Source organism: Salicibibacter cibarius (assembly GCF_016495725.1).
GTDB lineage: Bacteria > Bacillota > Bacilli > Bacillales > Marinococcaceae > Salicibibacter > Salicibibacter cibarius.
This window is the reverse complement of record NZ_CP054705.1, coordinates 67,027-92,410: the sequence shown is the minus strand read 5'-3', so window position 1 is coordinate 92,410 and position 25,384 is coordinate 67,027. Positions and strand designations below refer to the sequence as shown.

Sequence of the window (25,384 nt, the reverse complement as noted above, 5' to 3'; positions counted from 1 at the left end):
CGCGCCTGGACTCCTCTCGACTATGTATGCCGTGCACCTTCCTTCGATAAGCATATCATAAGCGTTACCTAAGCAGTTAGCTCGATCCAGGCACCTCCGCGGCACACGAAAGGTCACGCTTACTGCTGCTTCCTTCCGGACCTGACAGGGTTCACGAGTTTCCGTTGCGCGGAACCCGGACGTCAACACCACTTACAAAGGGCAGACCCTACAATATGCAAACCTGGGGAAGGGATTCAGCCTCGCTCTAGCGGATTGCGAGCAGAGGGCACCGCTACCTCCCCGCCTAGCACGGCAAATTATAGTATAAATCATAGCGAACGAGAAATCAACGGGAGAAGTTTATTTCTTTTTCCCGGCACGTAATTTTTGAAAAAAAGACGACAACCGCTCGCTACATTCATCTTCCAGCACCCCGCCGATAACGTCGCTCACATGATTGAAACGCCCGTCATCGAGCAAGTTCATCAGCGTGCCCGCGCAGCCGGCTTTAGGATCGGTAGCACCAAAAACAACACGGGGAACACGCGCCTGCAAAGCCGCGCCCGCACACATCGGGCACGGTTCCAACGTGACATAGAGCGTGCATTCTTCCAAACGCCAGGAACCGATCGCTTCACTCGCATTACGCATCGCAATGCATTCCGCGTGGGTGAATATATGTTGTTCCTGCTCGCGGCGGTTATATGCACGAGCAATCACGCGATCCTCATGCACAATCACCGCCCCAATCGGCACTTCACCTTCTTCCTCGGCTTTGGCAGCTTCATCAAGTGCCATTTTCATATAAAATTCATCGTTTTGTTTCATGTGAAACACCCTTGCTATACAGTTCCTTGCCATATTGATCGATATGATTTTTAAGGTCTTCGTTTGAAAGTTCATCGTAGTGAACCAGATCGAACATATAAGGAAGTGGATACACCTCATTCAAATCATCGTTTAATCCCACCATAGTTCTGTGCGAAACCGGCTCCCCTACAATAGCAAGATCTACGTCGGACCCTCTTTTGTAGTTGCCCAAAGCACGACTGCCATAAATGATTCCCTTTTCAATCTCTGGATATTTTTCAAGCGCTTTTTGTATATAAAACAAATCCCGATCAATTAACCCAGTCATATTTATCGTTCCTTTGAGAGTTTTACGTACATTTTTTCCATAAGCGGGAAATAGCGTTCTCTAATGTTTTTTACTAATTTGTTCGCTACAGCTTCATCATACGTGTGTACAGTCAGGTTTCGATCTGACAAAGCGTCTATCCATGTATGCCCGTCCTCAATAAGGTTCATTTGGTACGCTTGCTTTAACGTTTGTCGAGGGCTTTTTACTATATATCCCTCTGATTCAATATAATCCTTTAATACTTTCCAAGCCAGCTCAAAGGTCACTTCAAATAATTGAATCAATCCTGCCCGCTCCAACTCTGTTTCGAACGGATGGTCCTTATATTCTTCCAAAAGAGCGTATGATTTTTCGAAATTATAAAAGCGTTGTTTCCATCGTATCTCCTTTTCGTTGTCCATTCACTATCTATCCCTTCGATACTTTTCCTTATTTTACTACAAGACTTAGTATCCTAAAACACCCTATAGCGAATCCCACTGAAAAGCCCGAATGCTTCCTTCTGCACCCGGGCTTTTCAGCTCTAACCGTTCCTATAATTTCTTGCTAACACAGATTGTGGCCTTCGCATCTGGCGGTTTCGATCAAAATCTTCCAAAGATGGTTCCGATACATCCGGAACAAACGTCTCATTGCGATCACGCTGTTGTTCACCTAATGATCTATATCTGATATGAAGCTCTTCTTGATATTCAGATTCTTCCGGAGACAGATTCATGCCGGCGATCCAAGTCTCAAGTGTATACGTTCCCCTATTAATAATCCCACACAAATCTTCCAGGGAGTGGATCAATTCCATTAGACAATCCAAGCCGTTTCTCAAAATGATCCCCTTTTCTTTTGCATTTTGGATCGAGTGTTCCAGCCTGTACGATTTGTCCTGGTAGCGGAATTCAATATAACAACTATTGCGGTCCCAATTAAAACGATAATGTTCAATTTTTAAACGTCTCATCACCTTTATTAGTTTGCTTTCGCAATTATCTTGCTCTGTATGCGGCAACCATTTGAACTTTACCTTATTAAACATTCTATGCACCATCCTTTTTGTATTTAATAATGCCCTTATACTATCTATTCTATAAAATATAAAAACTTCCTGTTAGAATCGTTTTACATTTATCAACAAATTTTCCCATTCATATCGAGGGCTTTCGCCCTCGGATTGTTGCCTTCTGGAGAGATGCCTAATTCTATCTTGGAACACTTTTGCCCTTTTCTTGGGCAGCATCAAATACATCAAATTCCCTATCTCTAGAGACACCCTGTCCGACCTTCCTCATTAGAGGTGAGGCCGTTGCTTCGGCTACGGCACTTCAAAAGGGCAAGTTACCGGATGGATTTCAACCACCTAGATCGTGTGACTGCAGAGCACACTAAAAAAAGACCCTTGCTTCTCAAGTGGTCTGTGTAGATTTTACGATGAATACTGCACCGCCTCAGGGGCTAGTACTCTATTCCAGAAATTCCTTCCCTGGTTCGGTTTACCATTCGGTGAGTGTAAACGGAAATTGTTTGGTTAGTAAGGTGAGCATTTCAGCCATTGTACCGGAAAAAGGGGTTGCTTCCCATTTTCCGCGATGATTGCTCATGCTTAGTTCATACGTCTGATCATTGAATCGTGTCAATCTCGCGCGATTGACCTTTTCTCCGTCTTCCTCAGAATAGATAACAAGATGAGGGCCATGCGTTCGAACATTAAGGTGGGTAAACCCTTGCTCATGAAGGGCATCCTTAAGCGTTGACTTGGCTGCACTCATGATAGGTTCAACCATTTAAGCCGCCTCCTTTTCCGCATTTTGCATAGGATAGCCTTTAAACGTCCATTCGAATGGGTGGCCATCGGTTTCATTCCAGCGATGAATGAAAGCCATGACCTTTTCAGCCAAATCTTGGACAGAATGAAAACTGGCATGTTTCAAACAGCGTCTTTGCAAGATGGAAAAGAAAATTTCGATTTGATTCATCCACGACGCATGAATCGGCGTATAGACAAATGTGAATGTGTTGGCGTGGCCTTGGTTGAAGGTTGTCCACCGTTGAGTTGGTCCGTCATAATGGATGTTGAGATTATCCCAGATCACAGTGATGTTGGTGTCATCTTGGTAATGCTCGGCCAGATCTTCCATAAAGGCTTGAATATCTTCCGCTTTCCGTCCGGAACGGCATTGAGCAAATACTTCCCCGGTTTGAATATCGAAACTGGCGAATAACGATTGTGTCCCGTGACGCATGTATTCATGTTCGAACCGTCCGGTGACGCCAGGTTTTGGACGTTTCGTTTCATATTTTCGCTCCAGGGCTTGTATCCCCGTTTTCTCGTCGATACAAAGCACGCGGGTATCTGCGGGCGGATTCAAGTATAAAGACACGATCGAATTCACTTTTTCCTTGAAGTGTGGATCCTTGCTGTGAAGCCACATTTGGAACTTGTGCGGTTTGAGATCATTGTGGATCAACGTTCGATGGATACTCGAACGGCTCATGGGTTTCAAATCGTGTTCAGCTTTGATGGTTTCTACCAATAGATCGAGCGTCCATTGAGGGCGTTCCCCAAACCCGTAATGTTTGGGGGCGTCGCAGACGATCGCGATGACTTCACACCGTTCTTCGATCGTATATGTCGGCGGTGCACCAGGCCGGGGTTGATCACGCAAGCCCTCAACACCATCAGACATAAACCGATCTCGCCATTTACGTACCGTCTTTTTCGATGTCTGTTGCTGGCGTGCCACCTTAGCTATGCTTTGGCCCAGAACAGCTAGAGACCAAATGATTTGAGCGCGGAATTGAATACGAACCTCGGTCTTTCCACTGCGAAGGAGGTTGGCTAATTTTTGGCATTGTTCGGTACTCGCGTCAAACGTAAATAACAACTTTATGGGCCCCTCTCCCAGATAGTATTTTCTACCCATATGGTAAAATCAACCATCGAGGAGAGTCAAATAACACCAATTTTTGATATCATTTCCGAACTTTTATTCTGGGAAAGAATTTATGATACGTTGTACTAGTCCGAAACATCAATATAAGTGATGACAAACGGCTGTGTGTTCATATCAGTCACTTTCGTTTGAAATTGCCGGTCAAAGCGGATGAGCTCATCGATGACCGCTTGGATGCTTTGCTGACCTTGGGTCGTTTCCTTTTTAATCTTCTCGACTGCCTCCTTTATGGTTTTGCTTTCGCTCGACGCTAAGCTGTTTTCGATGCCCTGGTTCAAAGCATTGAACGTTTCGATCATTTCCAAGAGAGGCGCTTGCACGGTCTGACTTTTATATTCAAGGCCCTGATCTTGGGAAAATGTATACTCGCTACTGTACGTCAAGGTATTTTCCATATCCAACATTGGCGATCACCCCCCTAAGTGATGGAACATTTGACTCACGTTAAAATCTTCATCGAATAGCTTCTCGACCCCTTCTTTCATCTGCTTGATCGTCTCCCGCAACTCTTCTTGCTGCTTGTTCACAAGCATTACGACCCCCTCCTGCGGCACGCCAACGAGAGACTCGAAAGAATCATGGAACTTCAAACGGGTGACATGGGCGTTCCGACCATCCGGGAGCAGATCTTGATAGGAGCTTGGACTCGATTCCATCATATTCATGCTATTGATGATTATTGTTTTTCGCTCTTCATAATCCTCGACATATTCTCGCTCCACCGCCTCCAAATAGCGATCCAGCTATTCTTTTTGTTCATCCAAAAGCCGCATGCCACTGCTATATGCATCTAGCGTGGCGGATAGGTTGAGCACGATTTTGTTGCCGGACCCATCGCTACCGGTTAAATATAGTTCATTATCTTTGTAGGTCATGCCATCATCCGCTTGTTCATTTAGCAAGGCTTCAAGTCCATGATGTTCGAGGATGGTGTCCCCTAAGCCTTCAAACGTATCCATGAGGTTTTCGAGTCGTCTTTCTAAAATAATCTTGTAGCTCCCCCCTCCTTGAAATAAATCAATAAAGAGATTTTCAGCGAAATTATTAATATCATCCAGGAACCCATCACTATCTTGTTCATGGCGTCGTTCAATAGCATGATCGTACACATTCTCAATTGTATTGAATATTACGTTTAAATCTCTTGCCGTTTCTCTTGCCTCAGTTTCAGATAGATAGTTCGCGTTCTCCAATTCTTCCACGATGACAATCGATGCCTCTCTAGCCTTCGTAAAATCAAGATTACTATCCTCTAGGTTTAGATAAAAACCCAACGCGTTTTCAACCGACATATCTATGACCCCCTGGCTTCCATCTTCCTTATATGCTTCTCCGAACGGAACCAAAAAATCGCTTAATGCCTGAAGATCTTCTTGGAGAACAGACGCGATCGCATCCGAGAATCCGGCATGATCGCTATCTGTTCGCACCTCTTCCACATTGCCCAATTCAAACGACCCGGGAAGATGATCAATCGCGTATAGAATATCACTGGTGGAACGGGTGTGATGGATGCTGTCGGAATGATCCCCGTAATAGTCTTTGGCAAATGCTTCCAATTCATCAGGATTGATGGAGCGGAAGACATCTCGGTCTTGAGAGAAGATATTAAATTTCCCACGAACTTCTTCTTCAAAATCCTCATCTTCTTGCAAAAGTTGATAAACGTTGGTTTGCGCTCCATTATAGGTGTATACGTCATCAAAATGCTGATTATTTAACTGTACATTGACTAAATGGTTATGGGCTTGGGAATGACCAATGCCATAAACGTTTGTCTGTTCGTTCGCTCCATGGTATAGAAGGGCGTCCTTGGTGAAAGCATCCGTTTCCAGAGCTTGATTCATACCTCCACTGCCAACCCCGATCCCCAACACGTTATACCACCAATCCTCATCTGTCAGTGTACCTGTAGAAACAACATAAATATCTTCTTGTCTTTTGCCATCTTCCGTTTCTAGTGTCAATTGAAACGACGTTCCATTAGCATCTGTTGAATAACCGTGGTTTTCCTGATCTTTCTTCATATGGAAAAGTCCCACTTCATTCAATGGTCTCCCTGTCTCTTCTACGTGGATTCGTTTAACTTCATCAATGATGTCCTCATCTGTTAAACCATCCTCGTTTTGTATTCGGTAATCTAATTCTGCCAGCCGAATACGCAAAGTTTCTTGATCCCCTCTTCCCATGTCATCCTCCTATGAGTGTTGAAATTCTATTGAATCCATTAGCTTTGAGGAAAACGCTTCTTCTCGATCAAAGTCCATATCCTCTTCACAGTTCTCTCCTTCACAACTAACCCTGTACTGCATTCGTAATGCTTGATCACTTTGTCTGGAAAAAATATACGCAAAATAGACGTGGGAAGCACCTTCAGTGTATTCTAGTTCATAAACTGATTTTCCAAAGTAAATACGTTTATCTTCATCTTCCTTAATTTCCAGCTCTCCTTCAAAATTTACACTATCACTAAAAGATTCAACCCATCTGTCTGAATGTTCTATGCTAATACCGTCCTGATAACGAATCGATACAAAATAACGCCTGTTCTCTCCTTCAACAGGGTCAGTAAATCGCATGTCTTCTCCGACCCCTTTTTCAAGTCTATGCATGTCCTGAGATAGAACAGCATCCTCTGGAAACAACATGCGAAACTTCCCCGAATCGCCTTCCATCGTGTAGAACCCATCTTCCGTCTGTTCCGTGGAGACTAAGTGGTCACGGGTGTACTCATCTTGTAACGCCCGCACATCTACAGTTTCTTCCTCTTCTTGCTGACCTCCATACCCTTGTGAATCCTCTTGACCCATCTGGCAGCCCCCTAACAATCCCAACATGATTATTCCTAATAATACCTGTTTCATTTTCTCCACTCCCAACAGGTGCGAACTTCCTTTTATTGTAATGCATTCATCCATCTTCGAACATTTCCTCACTAAAATCGTATTCGTCAAGAACATCCCGGGTATCCTTATCCTTTACAAGTAGTGTTATCTCATAATCTTCTTTATCAACACCGTCTAAAACTTGATGTGTAAATCCATGCGCAAACAATTGTAATACTTCGAGCACAAGTTCTGAGTCTCTTTCCAGATTTTCATATAATTCTTGATCCACCAACAATGTATATTCAGAAAAAGTTTCATTCGTCTGTACATCTTCAATAAAGACAGCTTCTTCACTATTTCTAATTTGCTGGATCTCTTCCTCAATCATCTCTTCATAGTTGTTTAATTGCTCTTGATGTCGAGAAGCTGACATTGTAACCGTTAAAGAACCATCTTCATGTGCCATTAATTCATAATCACCTTCTTCTGTTTCAATGGTTAAAGAACCGTCATCATTTTCAATTATTTCTACTTCTTCTTCTGATTCAGCAGCCTGCTCTTCTAACTCTCCACCTAATTCTTCAATGTCATAGGGACTGTAGTCCATTATTTCAGAAGGCATTGTAAATTCTTCAGTTCCAAAACATCCTGAGATAAGTAAAATAAAAGCGCTCCCCGTTATAAATTGCGAAAATTTCTTCATTTTATCATGCCCTCTCATAAATAATAAAAAGCCCTCCCCCAATATTGCCCAGGGGAGGACGGTCGTTTTTAAGTATGGCGGAGGAGGAGGGATTCGAACCCCCGCGGGGCGTTAACCCCCTGGCGGTTTTCAAGGTGCTACTTTCGCCAGTTCTCGCCTGTTTTAGCGTTCATATCAAGGTAAAATATACGAACAATCATCGAAGCCCTTAGCGGCTTAGTTATTACCACTATAATACACGGAGTTTCGCGGAAATACAAGCACCAAATTTCGTAATTACATGCACACTTATCCTCCTACCTCAATCTAATTGCGCCACAGGTCGATCCTCAAGCACAAAAAAAAAGGCGACAACCTCGCCGGAAAACCGACGACAAGTTGCCGCACGTTGGTCGTAACCGCTAGCCGTGTGCTAACGCGCCACCTTTAATTGACGAATTAATTTGTTTAGCGATTGAATCACCGATGGCATCAATGTCGCTTTGTTGACGTACATTGTAGTTACCGCCGTTGATATTAACAGTCACGCCGCCATCGCCTGCGCCGCCACTTCCGCCGCCTGATCGACCGGCGCGATAAGCTGCCGCCTCATTGCGTGGTAGAACAGCCTCATTTCGGTGCAATCGGTACATGCCGCCATTACGAGGTACGCGGTCAAGACCGTGGTAGGCGCCGCCGGGGCTGCTGCCGCCTGCTTGTGGCGAGGCACTCGTTGTGCCGCCATCCATTTCAGGGATGTTGGGGATGCCGTCAGAAAACACACCGCCAATCAAGGCGCTCCCAACCCGTGTGTCGCCTAAACTGTTAAACGAGTCTATAAGGCTGTTAATGTCGCCGATAAGACTGTTTACGCCGTCCGCAAAGCTATTCTTGATGTCGGTCCAAATTTCGGAAATCGTATTTTTTAACGATTGCATAGACTCGCTGGCACCAATATCAATGTCCTTAAAAACGCCTAAGGCCATCCCCTCAAAGGAGATCAACTCGTCTACGACGTCCTGGGCCATATTGGCAAATCCGCTAATAACGGTTCCTACAAGGCTACCTGTCGTGCTAGTAATGCCACCTTCCATGTCGTCAAATCTAACGATACCGCCCGTTGCCATTTCGGCAATCACGGCAAGGCCGTCGTCTTTCATTGTTCGGAATAATTCCGGAATTGAGTCGATCATTTCGGCAATTTTTTCATCAGCCGCCTGCTTGAAATTTTCCCAACCTTCTTTCGCTGATTCCTTCATTTCAAGGAGTCGATCAATAATCTTATCGCCTAACAATTCCATATATTCAGGTAATTCATCAACCATTTCTTCCAGTTTTTCGACTATCGCTTGTTTTATTTCTTCCCATAATTCACCCGCAACAATTTTCAAACTTTCCCAAGCCTCTTCAAACGTCGGCAGGATTTCGTTCAAATATTCGTCAAAATGGTCTTGGATTTCCTGCCAAATAATATCTGTTGTCTCTTCAAAATCCCGGAACTGTTCGCCTGCTATATTAAAAGCCTCGTCAAGGTCGCCCTCTAATAAAGCGGCAATAAATTCAATCCCTCGGCTAAATGACCGGGTGATAAAACCCCACGTTTCCTCTACAACCGTGAAAATGGTTTCGAAGTTTCTTTCGAAAGCCTGGGCAAACGCGGCAATCATGCCCTCGCCTTCCGCTAGTTCGCTGAAGAAATTTGTAATACTTTCCGTTATTTCTTCCCAATTTGTAATAAGTTGATAACCTGCGTATATAAGCCCAGCTATAGCCGTCACAACCAGCCCGATCGGGTTTTTAAGTAGCACGGCATTAAACGCTAAGAATACCGTCCTAGCCGTACGTATGACGCTAATCAACCCGTTGACCGCAAGTATCGCCGGTCCTAATGCTGCGGCAAACAAACCGATTTGCCCAATCAACTCTTTGGTGTCGCCGTCAAGATCGCGAAATGAATCGGCAAGTTCAACTACCCAATCAACGGCATCTTCAATATATGGCATCGCGTCATCGAGCAGATCGACTAATACATTGCCCAACGGTTCGGCTGCAGCCATGGTCTTGTTGCCTAATAAACTCATAGCTTCCGCAAACGTATAATTTCCGTCCGCGGCGTCCATTATTGACCCTTCTGCTCCGTCCATCGCTTCTGTAAGGTCATCGACCGCAATTTCACCATTTCTAACGGCGGTTGTTAATCGTTGCGAGCCTTCGACTCCGAATGTGTCCATCGCAATAGCTAAAGCCTCGGAATCCGATTCAGCTTGTTGCATTGCGTCAAATGTGTTTTCAAGTTCGCTTGTTAAATCCTTACCTTCGTCAGCCCAATTTCGGAAGGCCATATTAAGACCCGGCATAACTCGGCTTATGCTGATACCTTGCCGTTCAAGTTCAGTCATGAATCCTGCTGCTTCTTCCATGTCATAGCCGGCGTTGTTGAGTACGGAACCATATTCCGTTAAATGTCCAATTAATTCGCCAAATCCAACGGTCGTGCCTTGTGTTGCAGCATAAATGCTATCTAATGTGTCCGGCGCATCGGCTGATTCAACTTGCCATTGATTCATCGCTTCTGCAAATGATTCAGCATTTTGTGCGCCGTCTTCGCCCATCATGCGGCTAGCTTCTAAAACATGCGTTGTAATGTCCTGTAATTCGTCGCCGGTTGTTTCTGTTGCGCCATGCAACGCCGCAAGGGCGCTCGACGCTTCTTCGCTACCAGTCGGAATTGACGTAAACACCTCGCGGAAGTCTTCCTCTAGTGTATCTAACTCGTCGCCAGTTGCGCCGGTTTGTACTTGGATATCACGCATGGCTGATTGCATATCGTCTGCGGCGTAAAAGGCGGCGCTGCCAAGTCCAACCAACGGCGCTGTTACGTTTTTCGTCAGTGAACCGCCGATATTGCTTAGCGTGTTTTGTAGGTCATCCAGGCTGCTTGCGGTCTTTTTAAAATCTTCCGTTGCTTTCTCCGCATCCTGCATCGGTTTGGAAAACTCATCTACTAGCCTTATCGTTGCCTGTAAGTCCATAGCCATTACGCATCGCCTGCCTGTAAATCGGTGGTTAGGCGTGTAATATAACGCATCCCTGCCGCATCGGCTGCGGTTACGTCGGCCCTAAGTTTACTAGCTTTCTTGCGCTTTTCCCTCGTTGACAAGTACGGATCGTTCAACTGCGCCGCCTGTTTTGCGCACCTTGCAACCTTGACCGCAAGCATCCAGACGTCTGCATCGTCAGTGTTCGCTTGGAGTTCGCGGGCGTCTCGTTCGAGTTTCTTTGCGGAAATAGGAAAAGCGCCCGGTTGATAGGCGCTCTTTATGGTTGTTTCTAATATATCTAAATTTTCCGTTAAATTATACACTGCTTCGAATGTTTCTTGTTCGTTCATTTTCAAATATTCCTTTCTCATACTCGTTTTCCGTCTTGTTTGACTACGCCGTGATCCAGCGCATTATTTAATTCGATTGTCGTAACAGTGTAACGAGAGCCGTCTGAATAGGCACTATCATGGTGATTCCACGCAATAGGATGTCTCGAAGCATAAGGGCGGCCAACGTGGTCCAGCTTATTAGGTTGCGTTTGTCTTGCGGCTTCGTGAACCACGTCCGTACATTTCTCTTTAAGGTCGTGATAATCGGCCAAAGTCTGCAAATAGGCCGTTTTCGCTTCGGCAATCGCCTGCAATTTCTCCGGGTATTCTTTTCTGTATTTGCGGTCGCTGTAATCCTTAGCGGTTTGGATCGCATCAATCGCTGCTCGATTTTGGTCGTCGCGATCAAGTGACCGGGCGCGTTTTGCTCGATCCTGGGCGCCTGTAATTTGAAATTCAAGCGAAGCAATATCCCGGCGCAATTCCGTTTCCTTGGCTTCGTCCAATTTGCTTGGATTCCGAACCCCTTCATCAACCAACGCCTTCAATTCGGTTTCTTTTTTGATCTTTTCGGCGCTCAATTCTTCGGCGCGGTCGTTGTGTTGACCAACGGCGGCCTTACGATCGTCGCCGATCCGTTCATATTCGTTGATCTTTTCCTGTACGCTCTTTGGCATATCGTAATTAAACATTCTTTATCGCTTCCTTTACGTAATAACTTTGTTTGGTTTCGTAAGACGCCACATGAGCAGTTGGCAACGCCCTTTAAACGTTTCCGAAAATGCTAGAGTGTCCATGCCGTCATCAATAACGGCTGATTCTTCCGGTCGCAAGTCGTTTTCGTCGCTAAAATTAGCGCCCTGCCAACTATCGAACCGCTTCAAACTTCGCTGTGTTTGCATCAACAAGCCGTCATGTTTCGGTTGATCGACGTCGATTAACTCGAAACCAATCGTACTTATAACGCTTTTATCCATATAAAGTGTTAACTGCATCGGGGCGCCGGTTGCTTTCGCTGATCGGCGCAAAGCCCTTGTCAATCCAATATGTAACGCCCGGTTTGCGTCTTGTTTTGCTTTGCCCGTGACGATGTAAATGTCGCTGTCCACCACTCCTGTATAATCGCTTAACAACCAACTAACGACGGCGTGACGGTCATTCTCGACATACGAAACGTATAAATTATATTTCATCGCCTTGCGCCTCTTTTCGATCGATCAAGGCGTTGGATAACCGTACAACCTCCGCAAAGTCTCCGACCTCTGCGGCTTGTTGCTTCGCGGCTTCCAGGTCGTCCGTTGGCATGTCGGCCGGACGAGCCGGCGTTAGCTGCTTTAATTTGTTGCTTAACGCCACCACGGCGGTAAAGTCTCGCTGATTTTTGGCCGCCTCTAACTGGTCGCTAATTTCTTTATATTCGCTCATTCTATCGCTTCCTTTTCGTGAAATTCCGTTACATGTTCAAAACCTGCGTCCTGTGCCAACTCGTAAGCAGCATCTTTTATGCGTTTCCCTACAATAAACGGCGGCACGTTCCAGTAAGTACGCTCCAAATGCCGCACAACTTCGCCGGTTTCTTCGTTAATCACCCGCACGGTTGCCGTTATACCGGACAAATCGCCTGTTAATTGTTGCGTAGTGATACACTTTTTCAAACGCAAGCTATCGCCCCCAAGGTTTATGTGCAAATGTTACGCATTGTAGTTTGGTCCTACGATGTTCTAGGTGCCCAAATTCCGACGGGTTTTTTAGTATCAAGGCGTCAATCCACGGCGCATTAATGTCGTTTACTCGCGTGGCTATTCGTGGCTCTCCGCGTGCTTCACGTAGCTTGCTGTTCACCATCGTCACCTGCCGATTGCCAATCATTTATAATCGCCCAAACCGGGTAACCGCGTTCAGCATCTTCTGCTAGCGTCTTTAATTCCCAACGCGCTTGTGCCTTCATGCGACGAATGCCATACAGACGCATCGGCAAGTCCGAGACATCCTTCGCTTTCTGCTTAAATTCCTTGTTTCGCAAAAACGGATGAGTAGCAGCGATATGGATCATTTCGGTTTGAGGCGGTAGTTCGTCGTAAAGTTGCGGTAACAGTTGCAAAAATTTGGTACGTTTGGAGTCGTCGTCACCAGGCAAGTGGACGGACCCAACTTTATATAGGCTGTACCTTCCGTTGGGTAATCGTCGTGATATATGCACCCCAGCACCACCATTTTCCGCTATACATATCCTTATCCGTGCTATTTCTGCCATTCTTTTACGTCCTCCCAGTCCAGTATTTTACGAAATCCTCGTTCATACAACGTTTTGGATACATCATGTTCCGCCTGATTGCTGGCTATCCGGTGATTTTTCCGATACTTCAGCGTTATTGTTTCGTCAGGCTTGTTCATTTTGGCGGCATCATACACGGTCGCGACTACATCAACATGGTAAGATCGCGTTTTGCTTACATTGTAATGAACGACCGCCCAATGTCCGTAAATCGTCGGCGGGCGGAAGTCATGACGTGGGTAAGTATAACTCCCGTCCGGCCATTCGGTGACAATCCGCATTGACTGCTCGCCATACCGGTTAAAGTTTCGTTCAATTCGGTTTATGCCTAAATATTCTGTCAATAGAACGCCCTCCGTTTTATGGACATATAGAAATACACAATCCGCACATTAGGATGTAATAGTCGCACCAGCCCGATAATACACCTCATGAGCTTCTGTATCCCTTGTGAAACGGGCATTTATTACTTCGGTGTGTCCATGGTGTTAGTCCGTCGCTTACGTTCATTTTCGGCTTTTTGTTTGCGTCTAACTTCATACTTGCAAGTAGTACAATATTTTTGGCTGTTGGATTTTCGAGCAAACGGGCGGCCGCATTCGGTGCAATTTGGCATGTCGTCTGTTTTTTCCGCCAGTTTTAACGGATGGCCAACTGGTAAACACTGAACATATTCGGCGTATAAATCCGGATCACCGGGCGCAACGTATTTCATAAAATAGCCGCACATGTTTCCTGTCGGTTGGTCCGCTCGGAATGAGTACATACATTTTCCGTGATTTGTGAGTTTGCAGCCGTTCTTACCTTCATGGAAAGCGCAATTTTTCGAGGCGTGCTGCTCAATCCGATGTTGTAATGATTGGCTTTTTCTCTGATTCACCGCGATTCACCGCCTCTTTTTCGATCTGCTGCCAAAATGCCGCCACTTGCCGCGCTTTTGCTGCTTCTATTTCGTTCATGTCATCATTTAGCTGCGTAAGTATATCTGTCATTGGGCGGCCACCGCCTGGTAACCAAACATAACGTGATCCATCATGTCAGCCGGTTCCTGGCCGTTTGCTTGCGCCCATTCGCTCAAAAACGTCAAAAACAAAGGTAAGGTAAACGATTTGGACTGTTCAAAAAACGTTAACAGGTCGCGGGTGCCCTTGGCCGCATTACAACTTGCGCAACAATATGTGATATTTGCTTGGCTATGCGGACCTTTTGGTTTCGGCGTTATGTGATCGATTGTAAACGTGGTGTTGCTGTCATTGGCAATACCGCAATAAGGGCATGAGTCGCGTTGTACAAGGTCTTTGTATTGATCATAGGTTAAAACGTCTTGATTGCGCTGCTGTTCGGATTTTCTTTTGTGGCGCATAAAATAGACACGGTGATAATTGCCCGCTGATTTTTCCGCGTGATTGCGGCACGGCTTGCAAACGTTAATGATGCCGTGCTTTCTACGGCGGTCGCGTCTAAATTCGGATACCGGTTTGGTTTTGTGGCAGTGTTTACATTCGGCTTGATTACTCATTTCAATTCATCCCATCCCTTTTCATATTTATTAGTTCGTTTGTTTATGGATTTCTTTTTGTGCCTCTGCGACTGTTTCGCGGATTTCCATCGATACGTATGTAATACCGGTTTGCTCAATCGTTGCCAGGGCGCTTAAATACGTTGCCAAAGCGTGTAATCTTTCATTTCTTCCCATCCCATCACCTCCCGTTTAAAATAAAAGGCACCGCCGATTGTTAGCCGGCGGCGCACTTATTGTTGGCTTCGTTGATCATATAAACGTCCTTGGTTATTTCGTTTGTACTTGGCATGTTATTTTTACTCCTTTTTGGTATGTGTACGTTTTCGGTAAGAAATACTTATTATATATAGTGACGGTATAAAGACGCGCTCACTGCCACTGATTTTCGTATTCTCTACGCTTAACATATTGTTTTATCTCGGCCGGATCGCAAAGTAAAAAAGCCACTTCGACGACGGATTGTTCTTGTGTAACTTGCACGCTTGGTTCATCGGCGGCCGGTTCGTCAATTAATAACCGGTATTTATTCGGCTTGTATCTTGGACGGCCAATGTCGCGGCTCATAGCGACATCTATTTCACCTTTTCTTGTATATTCTATAAAGCCTCCATCTGCTAATCGTTTTAAAGCATTTGTAACTGTTTCGTTTGATTTTGTCCCCAACATTTTCCTTGCTGTGGGCGCCGTCAAATAGAACGATTTCCCGTAACGCTTGCTTGTGACCAGCATCGCGTAGAGTAACTGCTTCGTTTTAAAGGTGCCGCATGAAAGAACGGCCAATATTTCCGATTTATGTATAACTATCGGCTGATCAGTGTTTCCAAACGTATAACCCCGATCAAAAACCAGCGCCGTTATCCGCTCCGCCTCTCGCCGCCAAAAATCCGGCGTGCTGTCACTGTGGAAATAATCACGTGGCGTGTTATGTAGCACCGTTAAAATGTGCGTCACGGCTTCATCCCCTTCGTAACCCTGCGAATGAAAAAATTTTGCAAGGTCGAATGTGACGTGGTGCCGAGAGTTGCTTTCGAGCAGTTGGCCAGCATCAAGAATACGTGTTGCTCGCTTCAACCCGGCGCTGTAATCGGCCACATTTGCCGTTATGTCGGTTGATTCGACCACATGTTCAAACTCGGCCGCCTGTTCGTCTGAAAGATCGAAATATTGGTCTGTTACGGTATCGGCTGGCATCGGCTCAATATCCAAAATGTAATCATATCGTTTAATCGGTTCCAGCGTTTCAGTGTCAACAAACCAGCACCGGCGGCCAGTTTTTTGGTGAACACCCAACGGCAACTTTACCCCTTGCGACCATGAAGGTCGGAATTCAATTTCACCGTTAGGTACTTCACCCACTTCTTGGATAACTGTCGTATAGAATGCTTTTAGGTCTTGAATGGCAATTGGCTTATTGAAAAATAAATCAACGTGATACCCTTTATTCCCGCTCAAACTTACATGAATATGGCCGCGCATAATATTAAATTCTTCCGTAAGCACATAAATAAGCCGTAATGTCGCCCACCTTGCGGCGTCTCTAGTTTCGCAATCAACATCGAACGATATAAATTTGTTGAAATAACCGCCAGCAAAAATACCGTAGGTTAAATCTCCGTTTAGGTGTCGTTTTATCATTCCGTCATTTAAGTAAAATACGTTCTCCATTCGGTCTTTGTTCAACGTGATATACTTACCTTCGGTCAGTTGAACAAGGTATTTCCTCCGCGTTTGTATATAAAAATCATTCAACTTCTTAATGATTGGCTTTTGGTTGTCTGTCTTGGTAGGTGCCATTGGTTATTACTCCTCGCGATTAAATTTTGATAATTCGCAATTCAATTCAGGTGTGTTCAAGAAAATGAAAACTAACATCCCTTTAAATCGGTGCGACGGCTCGATATCTACGATAGTGTAACCTTTTCGAACCAGTTCCTTCGCAACTCGCAAACTGAATATGCACTTAAATTTTTCATCCATTTTTGATTGCTCCTTTTTGGTATGTGTACGTTTTCGGTAAGAAATACTTATTATATATAGTGACGATACAGGGCCGCCTATACTTTCGTATAAACATAATCCATTACGTTTTACGTCCGTTACGTTATCAAGGCCCGTTCAAATTAAACGCTCATTGCTGCCTTTTTCATGCGCTCAATTTCTTTGAAAGCTGTTTCGATTTCTTGTATTCGTTCAGCCGATAAATCGAGCGCATTTTCAAATTTAGTCATTAGCTTCGCGGACATGTTACGGCGCCCGCGCTCAATAAGTCCTATCATGCCGGCTGTGACACCCAACATTTCGGCGAGTTCTTCTTGGCTGATTCCGTAAGATGCACGGACGTATTTAAGTTGTTGCGGCGTGATCTGCTGCATTATGCCGTCCTCCTTTCGTAAAATAAAAATATGTAAGTTTAAGATACAAACCAATAGGCCAAAAAAGAGAAAGGCCGGCCAGCTATCGGCAAAAAGTTTCCCTTACTAACTAGTTCGAATAATAAGGCGTTTGGTAACGGCAAAATAGGAAAAAGGTACGGAAGACCTATAAAATTTCATCGCGCCTATATTCTTACGCAAACTCGACAGAGACAGAGGCGGCATTTAGTTACGCCCCTCTATATAACTAGTTTAAATAAGACACCGTTTAACAACGGCAAATTAGAAAAAAGGTACGGAAGACCTGTTTAATTTCGATGGAAAAGTAAAAAAGACCTACATTGCGCCTTGCCGTCGGCGCTTGGCCGCGTCATCCTGCCGCCTCCTGTTGCGCGTTAATGTCGTCGTATGCGTCCTTAACCATCTGAAATAAATGGCTGGTAACGTCCGTTTTGCTTACGTCCGGGTGCAAAGCCTTCATTAAAGTCTTATACTGATTTTTAACTTCCGAAGCACTCGCGCCCACTTCAAGGCCTAATGTTTCGTAACTTTTTGCAATGCCGGCGCTTCCGCCACTTTCAAACGCGCTTTTAAACCAATCATCGTGACTTTCTCTTTCCTTTTTCTTTTCCGCTATATATTCGTCTACTTCTGCGTTAATTGCGTCTAATTCGCGACGGTATTCCTCTTGTGTTTGAAAAGTTTCGTTCAATTTGTCTACACGTTCGTTTAAACTGTCTTTTAATCCGGAAAAGACTAATTCCTTATATAACTTTTCAATAATACGCATTAGGTAGCCGTAATTTTTGTCTGAAATACCGTAGAAATATTTTTCTACCGGGAAAAGTCCGTATTTATCATAGTCTCCGATACACATTGACTGATCGGCGTGTGATAACTGCGCGATATTTTTTAAATCTGTCAGTGTCATGTTTTCCTCGACTTCCTCAGATAAAAGAAGCCAAAAAGTCGGTTTCAATCTCGCAATAGCTTCCTCGCCCGTTAATTCTCGGTTTGTTTGGCTTGTGTGCGCTTGTTCTTCCGGTTCAATGTCTATCGTTTCCCTTGCTTGCGGCTGCTCCGGCGCTTCTTTTTCGGGCTTGTGCGCCTTTACAACTTCGCGCATTTCCTTGCTTGTCATATCGGCAACGGTCTTGTGATCGCCCGTGGACGGCACGACATGTTCACCTTGCGCAAACTCGCCCCGATCGATTTCGGGCGGCAACGTCAACATTTCATACATTTTTCCCGGTGTTAAATCCGCCGTTGACGGCGCATTTGCAAACTGGTCGGCGCATTGCATCATTTTTTGCGCCTGTCTTGGCTTTATGTCCAATTCTTCGAGAAACTCCGTAAAGTGGCCGTGTGTTAAATCTTCCTCTTTGATACGTTTCAATCTCGCGCCGATTTCGACAACCGATTCCGCAACAAGTGATTGATAGTTTGAAATATCGCTTTTCATCTCTTCGAAAGTCAATCCTTGTACGCGGTCATGTACCGTTGGAGTTGCCAAAACAACCGCCTCCCTTTTCGTAATTAGTTTTACCCTCGTTCTTCCAACGTCAGCACTTCGTTGTCGTCCAACTTAAAAGCCGCCCACACAAGTGCCGCCGTTCGTGGCGACACCTTGCGATTGCCTAGTTCAATGGCCGATACTAGCCTTTGTGAGATTCCAATGATTGCGGCGTATTCGTACTGATTGAGCGACTCCCGAAACCGGAGATAACGGAAGCCGCGCCGTGATAGTTTCATAGTATCGCCTCCTTTAAATTTCTAACATGTCTTCATCCGATAAATTAAATTGTCTTTGAAGGTCTATTGAAACTAATTCTGCCGGCACTTTTACCGTATCACGCATATTTAAAGCGACTAAATACGCTTTGCCGCGCGTTTTCGGTTTTGATTCGCATACTCTCTTTTCATAAAATTTGCCGGTTAATCGTGGTGAATGTTCAAGTGTTTTTACATAATTTCGTACCCCAACTATTACACCGTCTTTTGGTTCGTCGAAATACTCATTTTCATGGCGTACTGTTTCAATCTTCTTGCCCGTTTTTACGATTTTTTTCACTTTGTCAACGTCACCACCGGTAGTTTTTACTAATCGTCCGTACACTGTCACTTTATCTCCTAATTCGCGTTGAAATTTAAACATAATAAAATCTCTCCCTTTTCGTAAAAATTTTTGTGTTGTGTTTGCCCACGCCCGGTGCTTCATAACTACGACTCAGCTAAATTTTTTTACGGAATCCCCGCAAAATTTTCGCCCTCCTACTCTAGTAGACCACGACGGCCATATATTTTGGGACAACCTTCATTACGTTTACAAAACCAACCGAAAATTTTACGGTTTTCCGCCCTCACTATATTTACGATTCCCAAACGAAAAATTTACGGTTTGTGCTGAATTTTTTCCGCCTCTACCTGTACTACCGTTTCCCGAATGAATTTTTTACGGAATCACCGAAAAATTTTTTGCCCCTCTACTTTACTGTACGGAAATTTTGCCCCCCCCATTTTGGGACATTTCAGCGCTAACTTTCTAACCCACCTACTTATATTACAGATATAGATACGTAGATTGGGACATGTCGGCGCTATTTTTCCGCCCTTAGTTTCCGATTGAATTTTTTACGGTTTTTATCGGGCGATGCTGCCAGCCATCGCCCTAAACGTTATATATAAATGCCAACTTTTCACTTACTCCTAAACCTTTTTCGCCCTTGCTTCCTAAATCTTTTCCCATTAGGCAGCGCTGCCAATCGCCGCCCTTTAACCGGGTAGCTTGTCCTCTTTAACTTCCGCAATCACGCGCCAGTTATCGTCAATAAACTGTATTATGTCGCTGTCTACGTGCTGCATGTAAGCTGTTGCACCTGTGTCCGCCCTCACACGTTCCAGAAACCGCGTACGTGCCGGGCAATCGTTGAACATTATTGTTGTGAGGCTACGCATTTATACGACCCCTTTTTGATTCTGCGTAAGATGTATCAGCAATTCTATGCCGGACAAGTTTCGAAGTTCATCAGCGTTTAAGTTAAGCCCTCTTTCAGCAACGATCTGCCGACCAACATCGCGGAGAATATCGTAAAGAACGTGGCCGCCGGGCGTGTATTGACACGCTCGTAATTCGTGTACAGCGACATGCTTCTTTGGTTCTTCGATAAAATTAATCATATAACGGCCATCAACAAGTAAGCCCTCTCCTGTTTCCGGCGTGTCCGGTTCGTCTGGCGATATCGCCGTCATAGTCGTGTATACTTTTTCAATGTGTAGTTTGTTCATTTATTCGCGCCCCTTAACGGTTGGATTATGCAGGTTATGCAACATTTGTTTTATTTCCGCGTCCTTACGCGCCGGTTGCTTCAATGCGTGCGCAAGTGTGGCCACCTCGTCGTACGTCATAGTTGCGGTGATCGTCTTTGCTTGCGTGTCGTTAACTACCTTCAAAGAAAGCCGCCTCCTTGTATAATTCAATGGGCGCTTCGATATACCCCATAACTGCGCCTTTACTCACGAAGCCGTTTTCCACAAAAAACGCCTCCCAATCATCCGGCAACACAATATAAGCGCGTTTACTTTGCACCTCTTTCACCGTGTAAAATTTCTTGTCCGGGCGATACTGCCAACCTGCGCCCACCTTTTTCGTAATGTCTAGTGCTGTTTTCGTTGTTGTTGCGTTCATTTAAAACGCCTCCTAAATGTGATATAATGGTGCAGTCAACATGTCAACTTGTTAACTTATACAGCAATACTAACTTACTTATGTCAGGTTGTCAACTAATTGACTTAACTTTTTAGGAGGCTCATAATGATAGTGTGCAAATTAGGCGATATAATGGCGGAAAGACAACTTTCCAATCGCGAAGTTGTAGAGAAAACGGGGAATAAAGTAAGTAGAAACACCGTCAAAAGCCTGCAAATGAACGCATCCCGGCGCATAGACTTCGAGACTTTATATAACCTTTGCGTTGGTTTGGGCGTTCAACCGGGCGACTTATTACAAATTGAGGAGGGCGAACAACAGTGAATAACTTCCGGTCATTTCTGTACAAACTCGCACGTATCTTAGGCGATATAAACGCAATCAAGAAAGGCCGCATAGGTCGGCGTGTTGGCCGTCGGGTTGCTGGTCGTTATACCGGAAAAGGCTTGCGAAAATTTTTTAAGTAAGCGAGTTGAATTTCTAACAATTGCCTATGGCGCTTGACGGCGCCCTTTTTTCGTGCAACACTGAATATAACACATTAATTAATGAAGGTGATTCGTAAATGAATACTGTTGACCCAATCAAAAACACCGCACATATCAACCGGATTAAAAATGCGCTTCATGGTCGCAATAAACTACTTTGGATTGTCGGCATTAACTCCGGCCTTAGAATTTCCGATATCCTTGCCCTCAAGGTCGGTGATTTGCGCGGACAGGACAACATAACCATCACGGAAGGTAAAACCAAAAAGCGCAAACGGTTTCCGTTGAATGCTGCAATCAAGAAAGCCGTGAAAGAGTGCGTGCCGGCCGAAGTAAGCGCCGATGAGTACGTTTTTAAAAGCCGCAAGGGCGTTAACAAGCCAATCGGTCGCGTGCAGGCTTACACAGTCCTAAACGATGCTGTAGAGCGTGCCGGACTAACGGATAAGGTCGGTAAGATCGGCACACATACGATGCGGAAGACATTTGGTGCAAAGGCGTATGAAAACGGCACGGATTTAGCGATGCTCATGCGCATATTTAACCATAGTAGCCAAAATGAAACGCTTAAATATATCGGGATACAGCAACGTGATATAGATGAAGTTTACGCGAATGTTTGCTTATAAACGATACAAAGCCGCCTTGGCTTACGCTGCATGGCGGCTTTTCTACGTTAAAGACCAAAGTGAAATTTTGATTTGCGTAAGGTGCGAGCGCCACCTAACCGAATATGCGTGCGTGGGGTTGGGGGAGTAGCAATATCGAACTTTTATTCCTATTCGAGCTAAGTTTTCGGAATTATTTCGGTGGAAAACACAATTTCTATTTTGCATTTCGATGTATAAATATTGATTAATAATGAATGTCGAATCAAACAGAATCCGGTTTTGTTAGATTCGTTAAACACCGAAACTACCGTCACATAGGCGTTAGGCCGGTTACGCACTAACCCCGTCACCCCGCCTACCGTATGCACCCCGTAACCCCTACCACCGCGCTACCGCCTAACCTGGGTAACCCCGCTAACCTTGCATACTATTTGCATACTAGCCCCCGTTATACGTTCGTATACACACAATACATCACTATTCAAAACCGGTAATAATCGAACTAATGTTCTTGTTCCGAAGTGTTTTGCGGGGCACGCGCCTGGATGGTGTGCCAGGTGTGCCGTACGTATACCGTATGGTTACGTAGCTACCCTACGTTAGGTGTCGCACCTAGTCGGACATCATCGGGCATAATTTTATACGTCATTGAGCGCCCACCTACCGCCCCTTATTCGAGTTTCTACATTATTATACCCGCACCCGGTATTTTAGCCTGCATAGTCGTTATTTTAGACATGTCATATCGGTAAGACTCTTTACACTTCCGATACTTCCGCCACGCGCCCTTATGTCCCACGTCAAACAATCTCGGCACCCCTCGGCCCAAACCGTAATTCGCCGCCACTTGTTCCGCTTAGTTCGCTTAACTCAGCAATATAAACGTCATCAAAGACGTTTTTTACCGCTGTATAAAAATAACCTACGAAGTCCTTGCGAATCCTGCCCGTTTTAAGCGCATACACCGCCCGTTTCATAGCCGCCGTGATTTCATGCATGTACGCTCCTAAGTCGTGGTCAAGCCCTCCTGTGCGTCGATATGCCGCTTGTACGCGCCGAAATAGCTTCGAGGTCAGGGTTGCATCGAAGAAGGGTCGAGCAATTTTCGCAAAGGCTTCCGGTACGGGTGCATAGGTTGCGTCAAGGTCGTCAGCGTGTTCGCCGATATATTTCGCTTTGCTGTACGTGTCGCGACTGCCGAAGCCGGACTCCTTCGCTGCTATTTCTCTACTTTCCGCAGAATTCTGCGGAATGTTCCCCGCTTTGTCGGTTCGATTCCCTTGCCTTCCCTTCGCTTTCTCACGCTCCAGCTTCTCTAACTCGCGCGCAGCTTCACCTTCCGCAAAATTTTGTGTAGGGTGTTCGTCCTCGCGCGCGCCTGCGTTCGACTCTTTGTCTTTATATACGTAGTTGGCTTGTTTATCAGCGCTTACTTGGTCGTCAATTTTCGACACTTCACCGCCTGCCACGTCAACTGTTTCGGCTTCCTCGCGAGGTGTCACGGACGGGGTGACATTCGGGGTGACGCAATAGATATTATGCCCACTTCCGCCTAGCCAGGCGCCCACTGAGCGTGTTGTTTCGTATTTCTCGATCATGCCGCGTTCAACTAACGATTTAACGGCACGCTTTATTGTACGGCTACTATAACCGGTATTTTTCGCAATCGTGGCGTACTTATCGCACCGTACGCCGATGCCGCTTAAATGAGCGCTGTTAACCGACGCACGGTGTAAATATTCGTACACGGCGACTGCGGCCGGTGTTAGTTCGTGTTTGCGGGCGTACAAGTGGGCGCGGACGGCTTCGTTTAACTGATCGGTCGTTTCAAATTGCGATAGTTGCTTATATTCAGCCATACTTGCGTTTGATAACATTTTCTTGCGCTCCTTTTTGAAAGGGCGCCGCACCACAATAAACGAATGTACGTTCGATTTATAAGTCATACTTGCCGAATTTGTATTCAGCCGATTTTTTTGCTAAACTAAACGCACATAGTTTTTGTTTAGTCCGTGTTACCAGCACGGTTTGTGTCCGTTTTTGTGGCGGGCACTCTTTTTTATTTATTTTTCGCCTCTTGATTACGTGCGTGATCACAACCATGACAACGGACTGTGTTGTTTGTGCTGCTCCATAACGTCCTCGTCGTGAATCTGTACATACTTACGAGTGGTCGTTATTTCTTCATGGCCAAGGATTCGTTGCAAAGTGAAAATATCCATACCGTTTAACGATGCATACTTAGCAAAACAATGACGAAGAATGTGCGGCGTCACTGTCCGATCAATGCCGGCTATTGCTGCATAGTCATGTAGACCTTTTTGTAACGTCTTGTCGTTAACACGGTCGCCGGCGTACGTGGTAAACACGGCGTTCGTTGTAAATGCTTCTTGCGTTTCGTTTATAAGCTGCCTAAGCACGCCCGTTGTCTTATCCGACAAAGGCAGCACACGCGCCCGGCGGTTCTTGTTTACACTTGCCGGCAAAATGATTCGCTTCGCTTTCAAATCAACGTCCTGGACATCCACGGCGCAAACTTCACCTATACGCATGCCCGTATCTAACATCAGCAAAATCGCCACATAATCACGGAATTGCGCAAAGCTACCTTGATCGGGCGCACTTAGTAATCGTTTTATTTCTTCCTTCGTTAATGGTTGTATGTTGTCTTTTTCTACTTTCATAAGTTTCAAGTTTTCCGTCGGGTTTACGTTTATAACCTTTTCTTCATAAAGCGTTCTAAAAAACGATTTCAACAAACGAATGCGAATATTCACGGTCGCGGCGCTTAAACCCCGTATTTTTTGGTTGGCTGTTTTCGTCCGCAACGGGTGCCCTTCGTAATGGATTTTTTCGTGCCGGCACCAACGGACATACTCACGTAATAAGTCAATATCAACGTCGGTCAATTTGACATCTTCGCCGTAATTGTCAATTAGCCAGTCGTTGAAATATTGTATCTGTTTGCGGTAATCTTTAATTGTGCGTGGCTTAACGTTTTGCGTCATCTTCACATTTACGACAAACTCCAACGCCTCGCTTAGTTCTTTAATTTCGGCCGGCCGTTTGTACCCTTTTCGTCGCTTAATCGTTTTTCGTTTTTCTGCCAATAAAAAACACCCCCTAAGCATCTAAGCCTAGAGGGCGTCCGTTCGTGTTCGTATATGTATCGGTTTACCTTGCGGTTTCCGCGAAAATACCCCGAACCTTTACGGTTAAAACCGCTTGTTCGCGAGAGGGTTTTTCGCTTCATATCTCGCCTAAAATATCGCTAAAACTACCGTCTCATCAATGTTTTTTAAGTATGGCGGAGGAGGAGGGATTCGAACCCCCGCGGGGCGTTAACCCCCTGGCGGTTTTCAAGACCGCTCCCTTCAGCCGGACTTGGGTACTCCTCCGTATGTAGGTAGATCTGTCAGTGACAAAAACAATGTTAGCATGTCCGAATCAGGAATGCAA

Annotated in this window: 35 protein-coding genes, 1 tRNA gene and 1 other RNA gene; 2 read left to right on the top strand and 35 right to left on the bottom strand. The window is 45.2% G+C overall.

All coding sequences use genetic code 11. The features are described from left to right. Positions 1–29 precede the first annotated feature (29 nt). The 32 genes from ffs to HUG15_RS00280 form a co-directional block, all read right to left on the bottom strand. Positions 30–295: signal recognition particle sRNA large type (ffs, locus tag HUG15_RS00440), an RNA gene on the bottom strand. Between the two features lie 47 nt (positions 296–342). Beyond that, positions 343–810 carry a tRNA adenosine(34) deaminase TadA gene (tadA, locus tag HUG15_RS00435; RefSeq protein ID WP_200126256.1) on the bottom strand — a complete coding sequence of 156 codons (468 nt, stop codon included), beginning with the start codon at positions 808–810 and terminating at the stop codon, positions 343–345. Beyond that, positions 794–1,120: a nucleotidyltransferase domain-containing protein gene (locus HUG15_RS00430; protein WP_200126254.1), complete on the bottom strand. Its 327-nt coding sequence runs from the start codon at positions 1,118–1,120 to the stop codon at positions 794–796. The genes tadA and HUG15_RS00430 overlap by 17 nt, the downstream gene beginning before the upstream one ends. Positions 1,121–1,122: 2 nt before the next feature. Continuing rightward, positions 1,123–1,524, bottom strand: a complete 402-nt coding sequence (locus HUG15_RS00425; RefSeq protein ID WP_200126252.1) for a nucleotidyltransferase substrate binding protein — start codon at positions 1,522–1,524, stop codon at positions 1,123–1,125. A gap of 122 nt (positions 1,525–1,646) precedes the next feature. After that, positions 1,647–2,153, bottom strand: coding sequence for a hypothetical protein (locus HUG15_RS00420; RefSeq protein WP_200126251.1), 507 nt, complete (start codon positions 2,151–2,153; stop codon positions 1,647–1,649). 454 nt (positions 2,154–2,607) lie between these two features. Beyond that, positions 2,608–2,898, bottom strand: coding sequence for a hypothetical protein (locus HUG15_RS00415; RefSeq protein ID WP_200125331.1), 291 nt, complete (start codon positions 2,896–2,898; stop codon positions 2,608–2,610). Next, positions 2,899–3,999: an IS630 family transposase gene (locus HUG15_RS00410; RefSeq protein WP_200126248.1), complete on the bottom strand. Its 1,101-nt coding sequence runs from the start codon at positions 3,997–3,999 to the stop codon at positions 2,899–2,901. A 134-nt stretch (positions 4,000–4,133) separates the two neighbouring features. Next, on the bottom strand, positions 4,134–4,472 hold the full coding sequence (locus HUG15_RS00405) for a hypothetical protein (protein ID WP_200126246.1): 339 nt from the start codon (positions 4,470–4,472) through the stop codon (positions 4,134–4,136). Between the two features lie 6 nt (positions 4,473–4,478). Further along, positions 4,479–4,790 carry a hypothetical protein gene (locus HUG15_RS00400; RefSeq protein ID WP_200126244.1) on the bottom strand — a complete coding sequence of 104 codons (312 nt, stop codon included), beginning with the start codon at positions 4,788–4,790 and terminating at the stop codon, positions 4,479–4,481. Between the two features lie 21 nt (positions 4,791–4,811). Continuing rightward, on the bottom strand, positions 4,812–6,257 hold the full coding sequence (locus HUG15_RS00395; RefSeq protein ID WP_200126242.1) for a DUF6792 domain-containing protein: 1,446 nt from the start codon (positions 6,255–6,257) through the stop codon (positions 4,812–4,814). Between the two features lie 9 nt (positions 6,258–6,266). After that, a complete protein-coding gene (locus HUG15_RS00390) occupies positions 6,267–6,932 on the bottom strand; it encodes a hypothetical protein (RefSeq protein WP_200126240.1) in 666 nt (221 codons plus the stop codon). Positions 6,933–6,978: 46 nt separating this feature from the next. Next, positions 6,979–7,617: a hypothetical protein gene (locus tag HUG15_RS00385; RefSeq protein ID WP_200126238.1), complete on the bottom strand. Its 639-nt coding sequence runs from the start codon at positions 7,615–7,617 to the stop codon at positions 6,979–6,981. A gap of 383 nt (positions 7,618–8,000) precedes the next feature. Then, entirely contained in the window at positions 8,001–10,616 is a 2,616-nt protein-coding gene (locus HUG15_RS00380; protein WP_200126236.1) for a phage tail tape measure protein, read from the bottom strand. Then, entirely contained in the window at positions 10,616–10,990 is a 375-nt protein-coding gene (locus HUG15_RS00375) for a hypothetical protein (protein WP_211202312.1), read from the bottom strand. The genes HUG15_RS00380 and HUG15_RS00375 overlap by 1 nt, the downstream gene beginning before the upstream one ends. Continuing rightward, positions 10,987–11,643 (bottom strand): 14-3-3 family protein, encoded by a 657-nt coding sequence (locus HUG15_RS00370; RefSeq protein WP_200126232.1) that lies wholly within the window; start codon positions 11,641–11,643, stop codon positions 10,987–10,989. Before HUG15_RS00370 ends, HUG15_RS00375 begins: the two co-directional genes overlap by 4 nt. A 15-nt stretch (positions 11,644–11,658) precedes the next feature. Next, positions 11,659–12,144, bottom strand: a complete 486-nt coding sequence (locus HUG15_RS00365) for a hypothetical protein (protein WP_200126230.1) — start codon at positions 12,142–12,144, stop codon at positions 11,659–11,661. After that, positions 12,134–12,376: a hypothetical protein gene (locus HUG15_RS00360; protein WP_200126229.1), complete on the bottom strand. Its 243-nt coding sequence runs from the start codon at positions 12,374–12,376 to the stop codon at positions 12,134–12,136. The genes HUG15_RS00365 and HUG15_RS00360 overlap by 11 nt, the downstream gene beginning before the upstream one ends. Further along, positions 12,373–12,612 (bottom strand): hypothetical protein, encoded by a 240-nt coding sequence (locus HUG15_RS00355; RefSeq protein ID WP_200126228.1) that lies wholly within the window; start codon positions 12,610–12,612, stop codon positions 12,373–12,375. Before HUG15_RS00355 ends, HUG15_RS00360 begins: the two co-directional genes overlap by 4 nt. Positions 12,613–12,773: 161 nt before the next feature. Continuing rightward, positions 12,774–13,205 (bottom strand): hypothetical protein, encoded by a 432-nt coding sequence (locus HUG15_RS00350; protein ID WP_200126227.1) that lies wholly within the window; start codon positions 13,203–13,205, stop codon positions 12,774–12,776. Continuing rightward, positions 13,193–13,570 carry a hypothetical protein gene (locus tag HUG15_RS00345; protein ID WP_200126226.1) on the bottom strand — a complete coding sequence of 126 codons (378 nt, stop codon included), beginning with the start codon at positions 13,568–13,570 and terminating at the stop codon, positions 13,193–13,195. The genes HUG15_RS00350 and HUG15_RS00345 overlap by 13 nt, the downstream gene beginning before the upstream one ends. 495 nt (positions 13,571–14,065) lie before the next feature. Beyond that, entirely contained in the window at positions 14,066–14,218 is a 153-nt protein-coding gene (locus tag HUG15_RS00335; RefSeq protein ID WP_200126223.1) for a hypothetical protein, read from the bottom strand. Then, positions 14,215–14,745 carry an HNH endonuclease gene (locus HUG15_RS00330; protein WP_200126221.1) on the bottom strand — a complete coding sequence of 177 codons (531 nt, stop codon included), beginning with the start codon at positions 14,743–14,745 and terminating at the stop codon, positions 14,215–14,217. The genes HUG15_RS00335 and HUG15_RS00330 overlap by 4 nt, the downstream gene beginning before the upstream one ends. 30 nt (positions 14,746–14,775) lie before the next feature. Continuing rightward, positions 14,776–14,922, bottom strand: coding sequence for a hypothetical protein (locus HUG15_RS00325; RefSeq protein WP_200126219.1), 147 nt, complete (start codon positions 14,920–14,922; stop codon positions 14,776–14,778). Between the two features lie 195 nt (positions 14,923–15,117). Next, positions 15,118–16,542, bottom strand: coding sequence for a TOTE conflict system archaeo-eukaryotic primase domain-containing protein (locus tag HUG15_RS00320; protein ID WP_200126217.1), 1,425 nt, complete (start codon positions 16,540–16,542; stop codon positions 15,118–15,120). A gap of 326 nt (positions 16,543–16,868) precedes the next feature. Beyond that, positions 16,869–17,120 (bottom strand): helix-turn-helix transcriptional regulator, encoded by a 252-nt coding sequence (locus HUG15_RS00315; RefSeq protein ID WP_200126215.1) that lies wholly within the window; start codon positions 17,118–17,120, stop codon positions 16,869–16,871. A 370-nt stretch (positions 17,121–17,490) separates the two neighbouring features. After that, positions 17,491–18,633, bottom strand: a complete 1,143-nt coding sequence (locus HUG15_RS00310; protein ID WP_200126213.1) for a DnaJ domain-containing protein — start codon at positions 18,631–18,633, stop codon at positions 17,491–17,493. Between the two features lie 29 nt (positions 18,634–18,662). Continuing rightward, a complete protein-coding gene (locus HUG15_RS00305) occupies positions 18,663–18,872 on the bottom strand; it encodes a helix-turn-helix domain-containing protein (protein WP_200126210.1) in 210 nt (69 codons plus the stop codon). 13 nt (positions 18,873–18,885) lie between these two features. After that, the gene (locus HUG15_RS00300; protein ID WP_200126208.1) at positions 18,886–19,275 is read right to left on the bottom strand and encodes a hypothetical protein; all 390 of its coding nucleotides are present in this window, start codon (positions 19,273–19,275) and stop codon (positions 18,886–18,888) included. A gap of 617 nt (positions 19,276–19,892) precedes the next feature. Beyond that, positions 19,893–20,075, bottom strand: coding sequence for a hypothetical protein (locus HUG15_RS00295; protein ID WP_200126206.1), 183 nt, complete (start codon positions 20,073–20,075; stop codon positions 19,893–19,895). Next, positions 20,076–20,405, bottom strand: a complete 330-nt coding sequence (locus HUG15_RS00290) for a hypothetical protein (RefSeq protein ID WP_200126204.1) — start codon at positions 20,403–20,405, stop codon at positions 20,076–20,078. Beyond that, positions 20,406–20,570 (bottom strand): hypothetical protein, encoded by a 165-nt coding sequence (locus HUG15_RS00285; RefSeq protein ID WP_200126202.1) that lies wholly within the window; start codon positions 20,568–20,570, stop codon positions 20,406–20,408. Continuing rightward, positions 20,557–20,805, bottom strand: coding sequence for a hypothetical protein (locus HUG15_RS00280; protein ID WP_200126200.1), 249 nt, complete (start codon positions 20,803–20,805; stop codon positions 20,557–20,559). The genes HUG15_RS00285 and HUG15_RS00280 overlap by 14 nt, the downstream gene beginning before the upstream one ends. Positions 20,806–20,931: 126 nt before the next feature. Between HUG15_RS00280 and HUG15_RS00275 the strand changes: the two genes are divergently transcribed. Both HUG15_RS00275 and HUG15_RS00270 read left to right on the top strand, forming a co-directional pair. Then, entirely contained in the window at positions 20,932–21,150 is a 219-nt protein-coding gene (locus HUG15_RS00275) for a helix-turn-helix domain-containing protein (RefSeq protein WP_200126198.1), read from the top strand. A gap of 241 nt (positions 21,151–21,391) precedes the next feature. Further along, complete coding sequence (locus HUG15_RS00270; protein ID WP_200126196.1) at positions 21,392–21,943, top strand: tyrosine-type recombinase/integrase; 552 nt, start codon at positions 21,392–21,394, stop codon at positions 21,941–21,943. Positions 21,944–22,725: 782 nt separating this feature from the next. Here the strand turns inward: HUG15_RS00270 and HUG15_RS00265 are convergent. The 3 genes from HUG15_RS00265 to HUG15_RS00255 form a co-directional block, all read right to left on the bottom strand. Then, the gene (locus tag HUG15_RS00265; RefSeq protein WP_200126194.1) at positions 22,726–23,802 is read right to left on the bottom strand and encodes a helix-turn-helix domain-containing protein; all 1,077 of its coding nucleotides are present in this window, start codon (positions 23,800–23,802) and stop codon (positions 22,726–22,728) included. Positions 23,803–24,018: 216 nt separating this feature from the next. Then, complete coding sequence (locus HUG15_RS00260) at positions 24,019–25,035, bottom strand: tyrosine-type recombinase/integrase (RefSeq protein WP_200126192.1); 1,017 nt, start codon at positions 25,033–25,035, stop codon at positions 24,019–24,021. A 195-nt stretch (positions 25,036–25,230) separates the two neighbouring features. Beyond that, positions 25,231–25,323: transfer RNA gene (locus HUG15_RS00255), tRNA-Ser, on the bottom strand. Between the last annotated feature and the right edge of the window lie 61 nt (positions 25,324–25,384).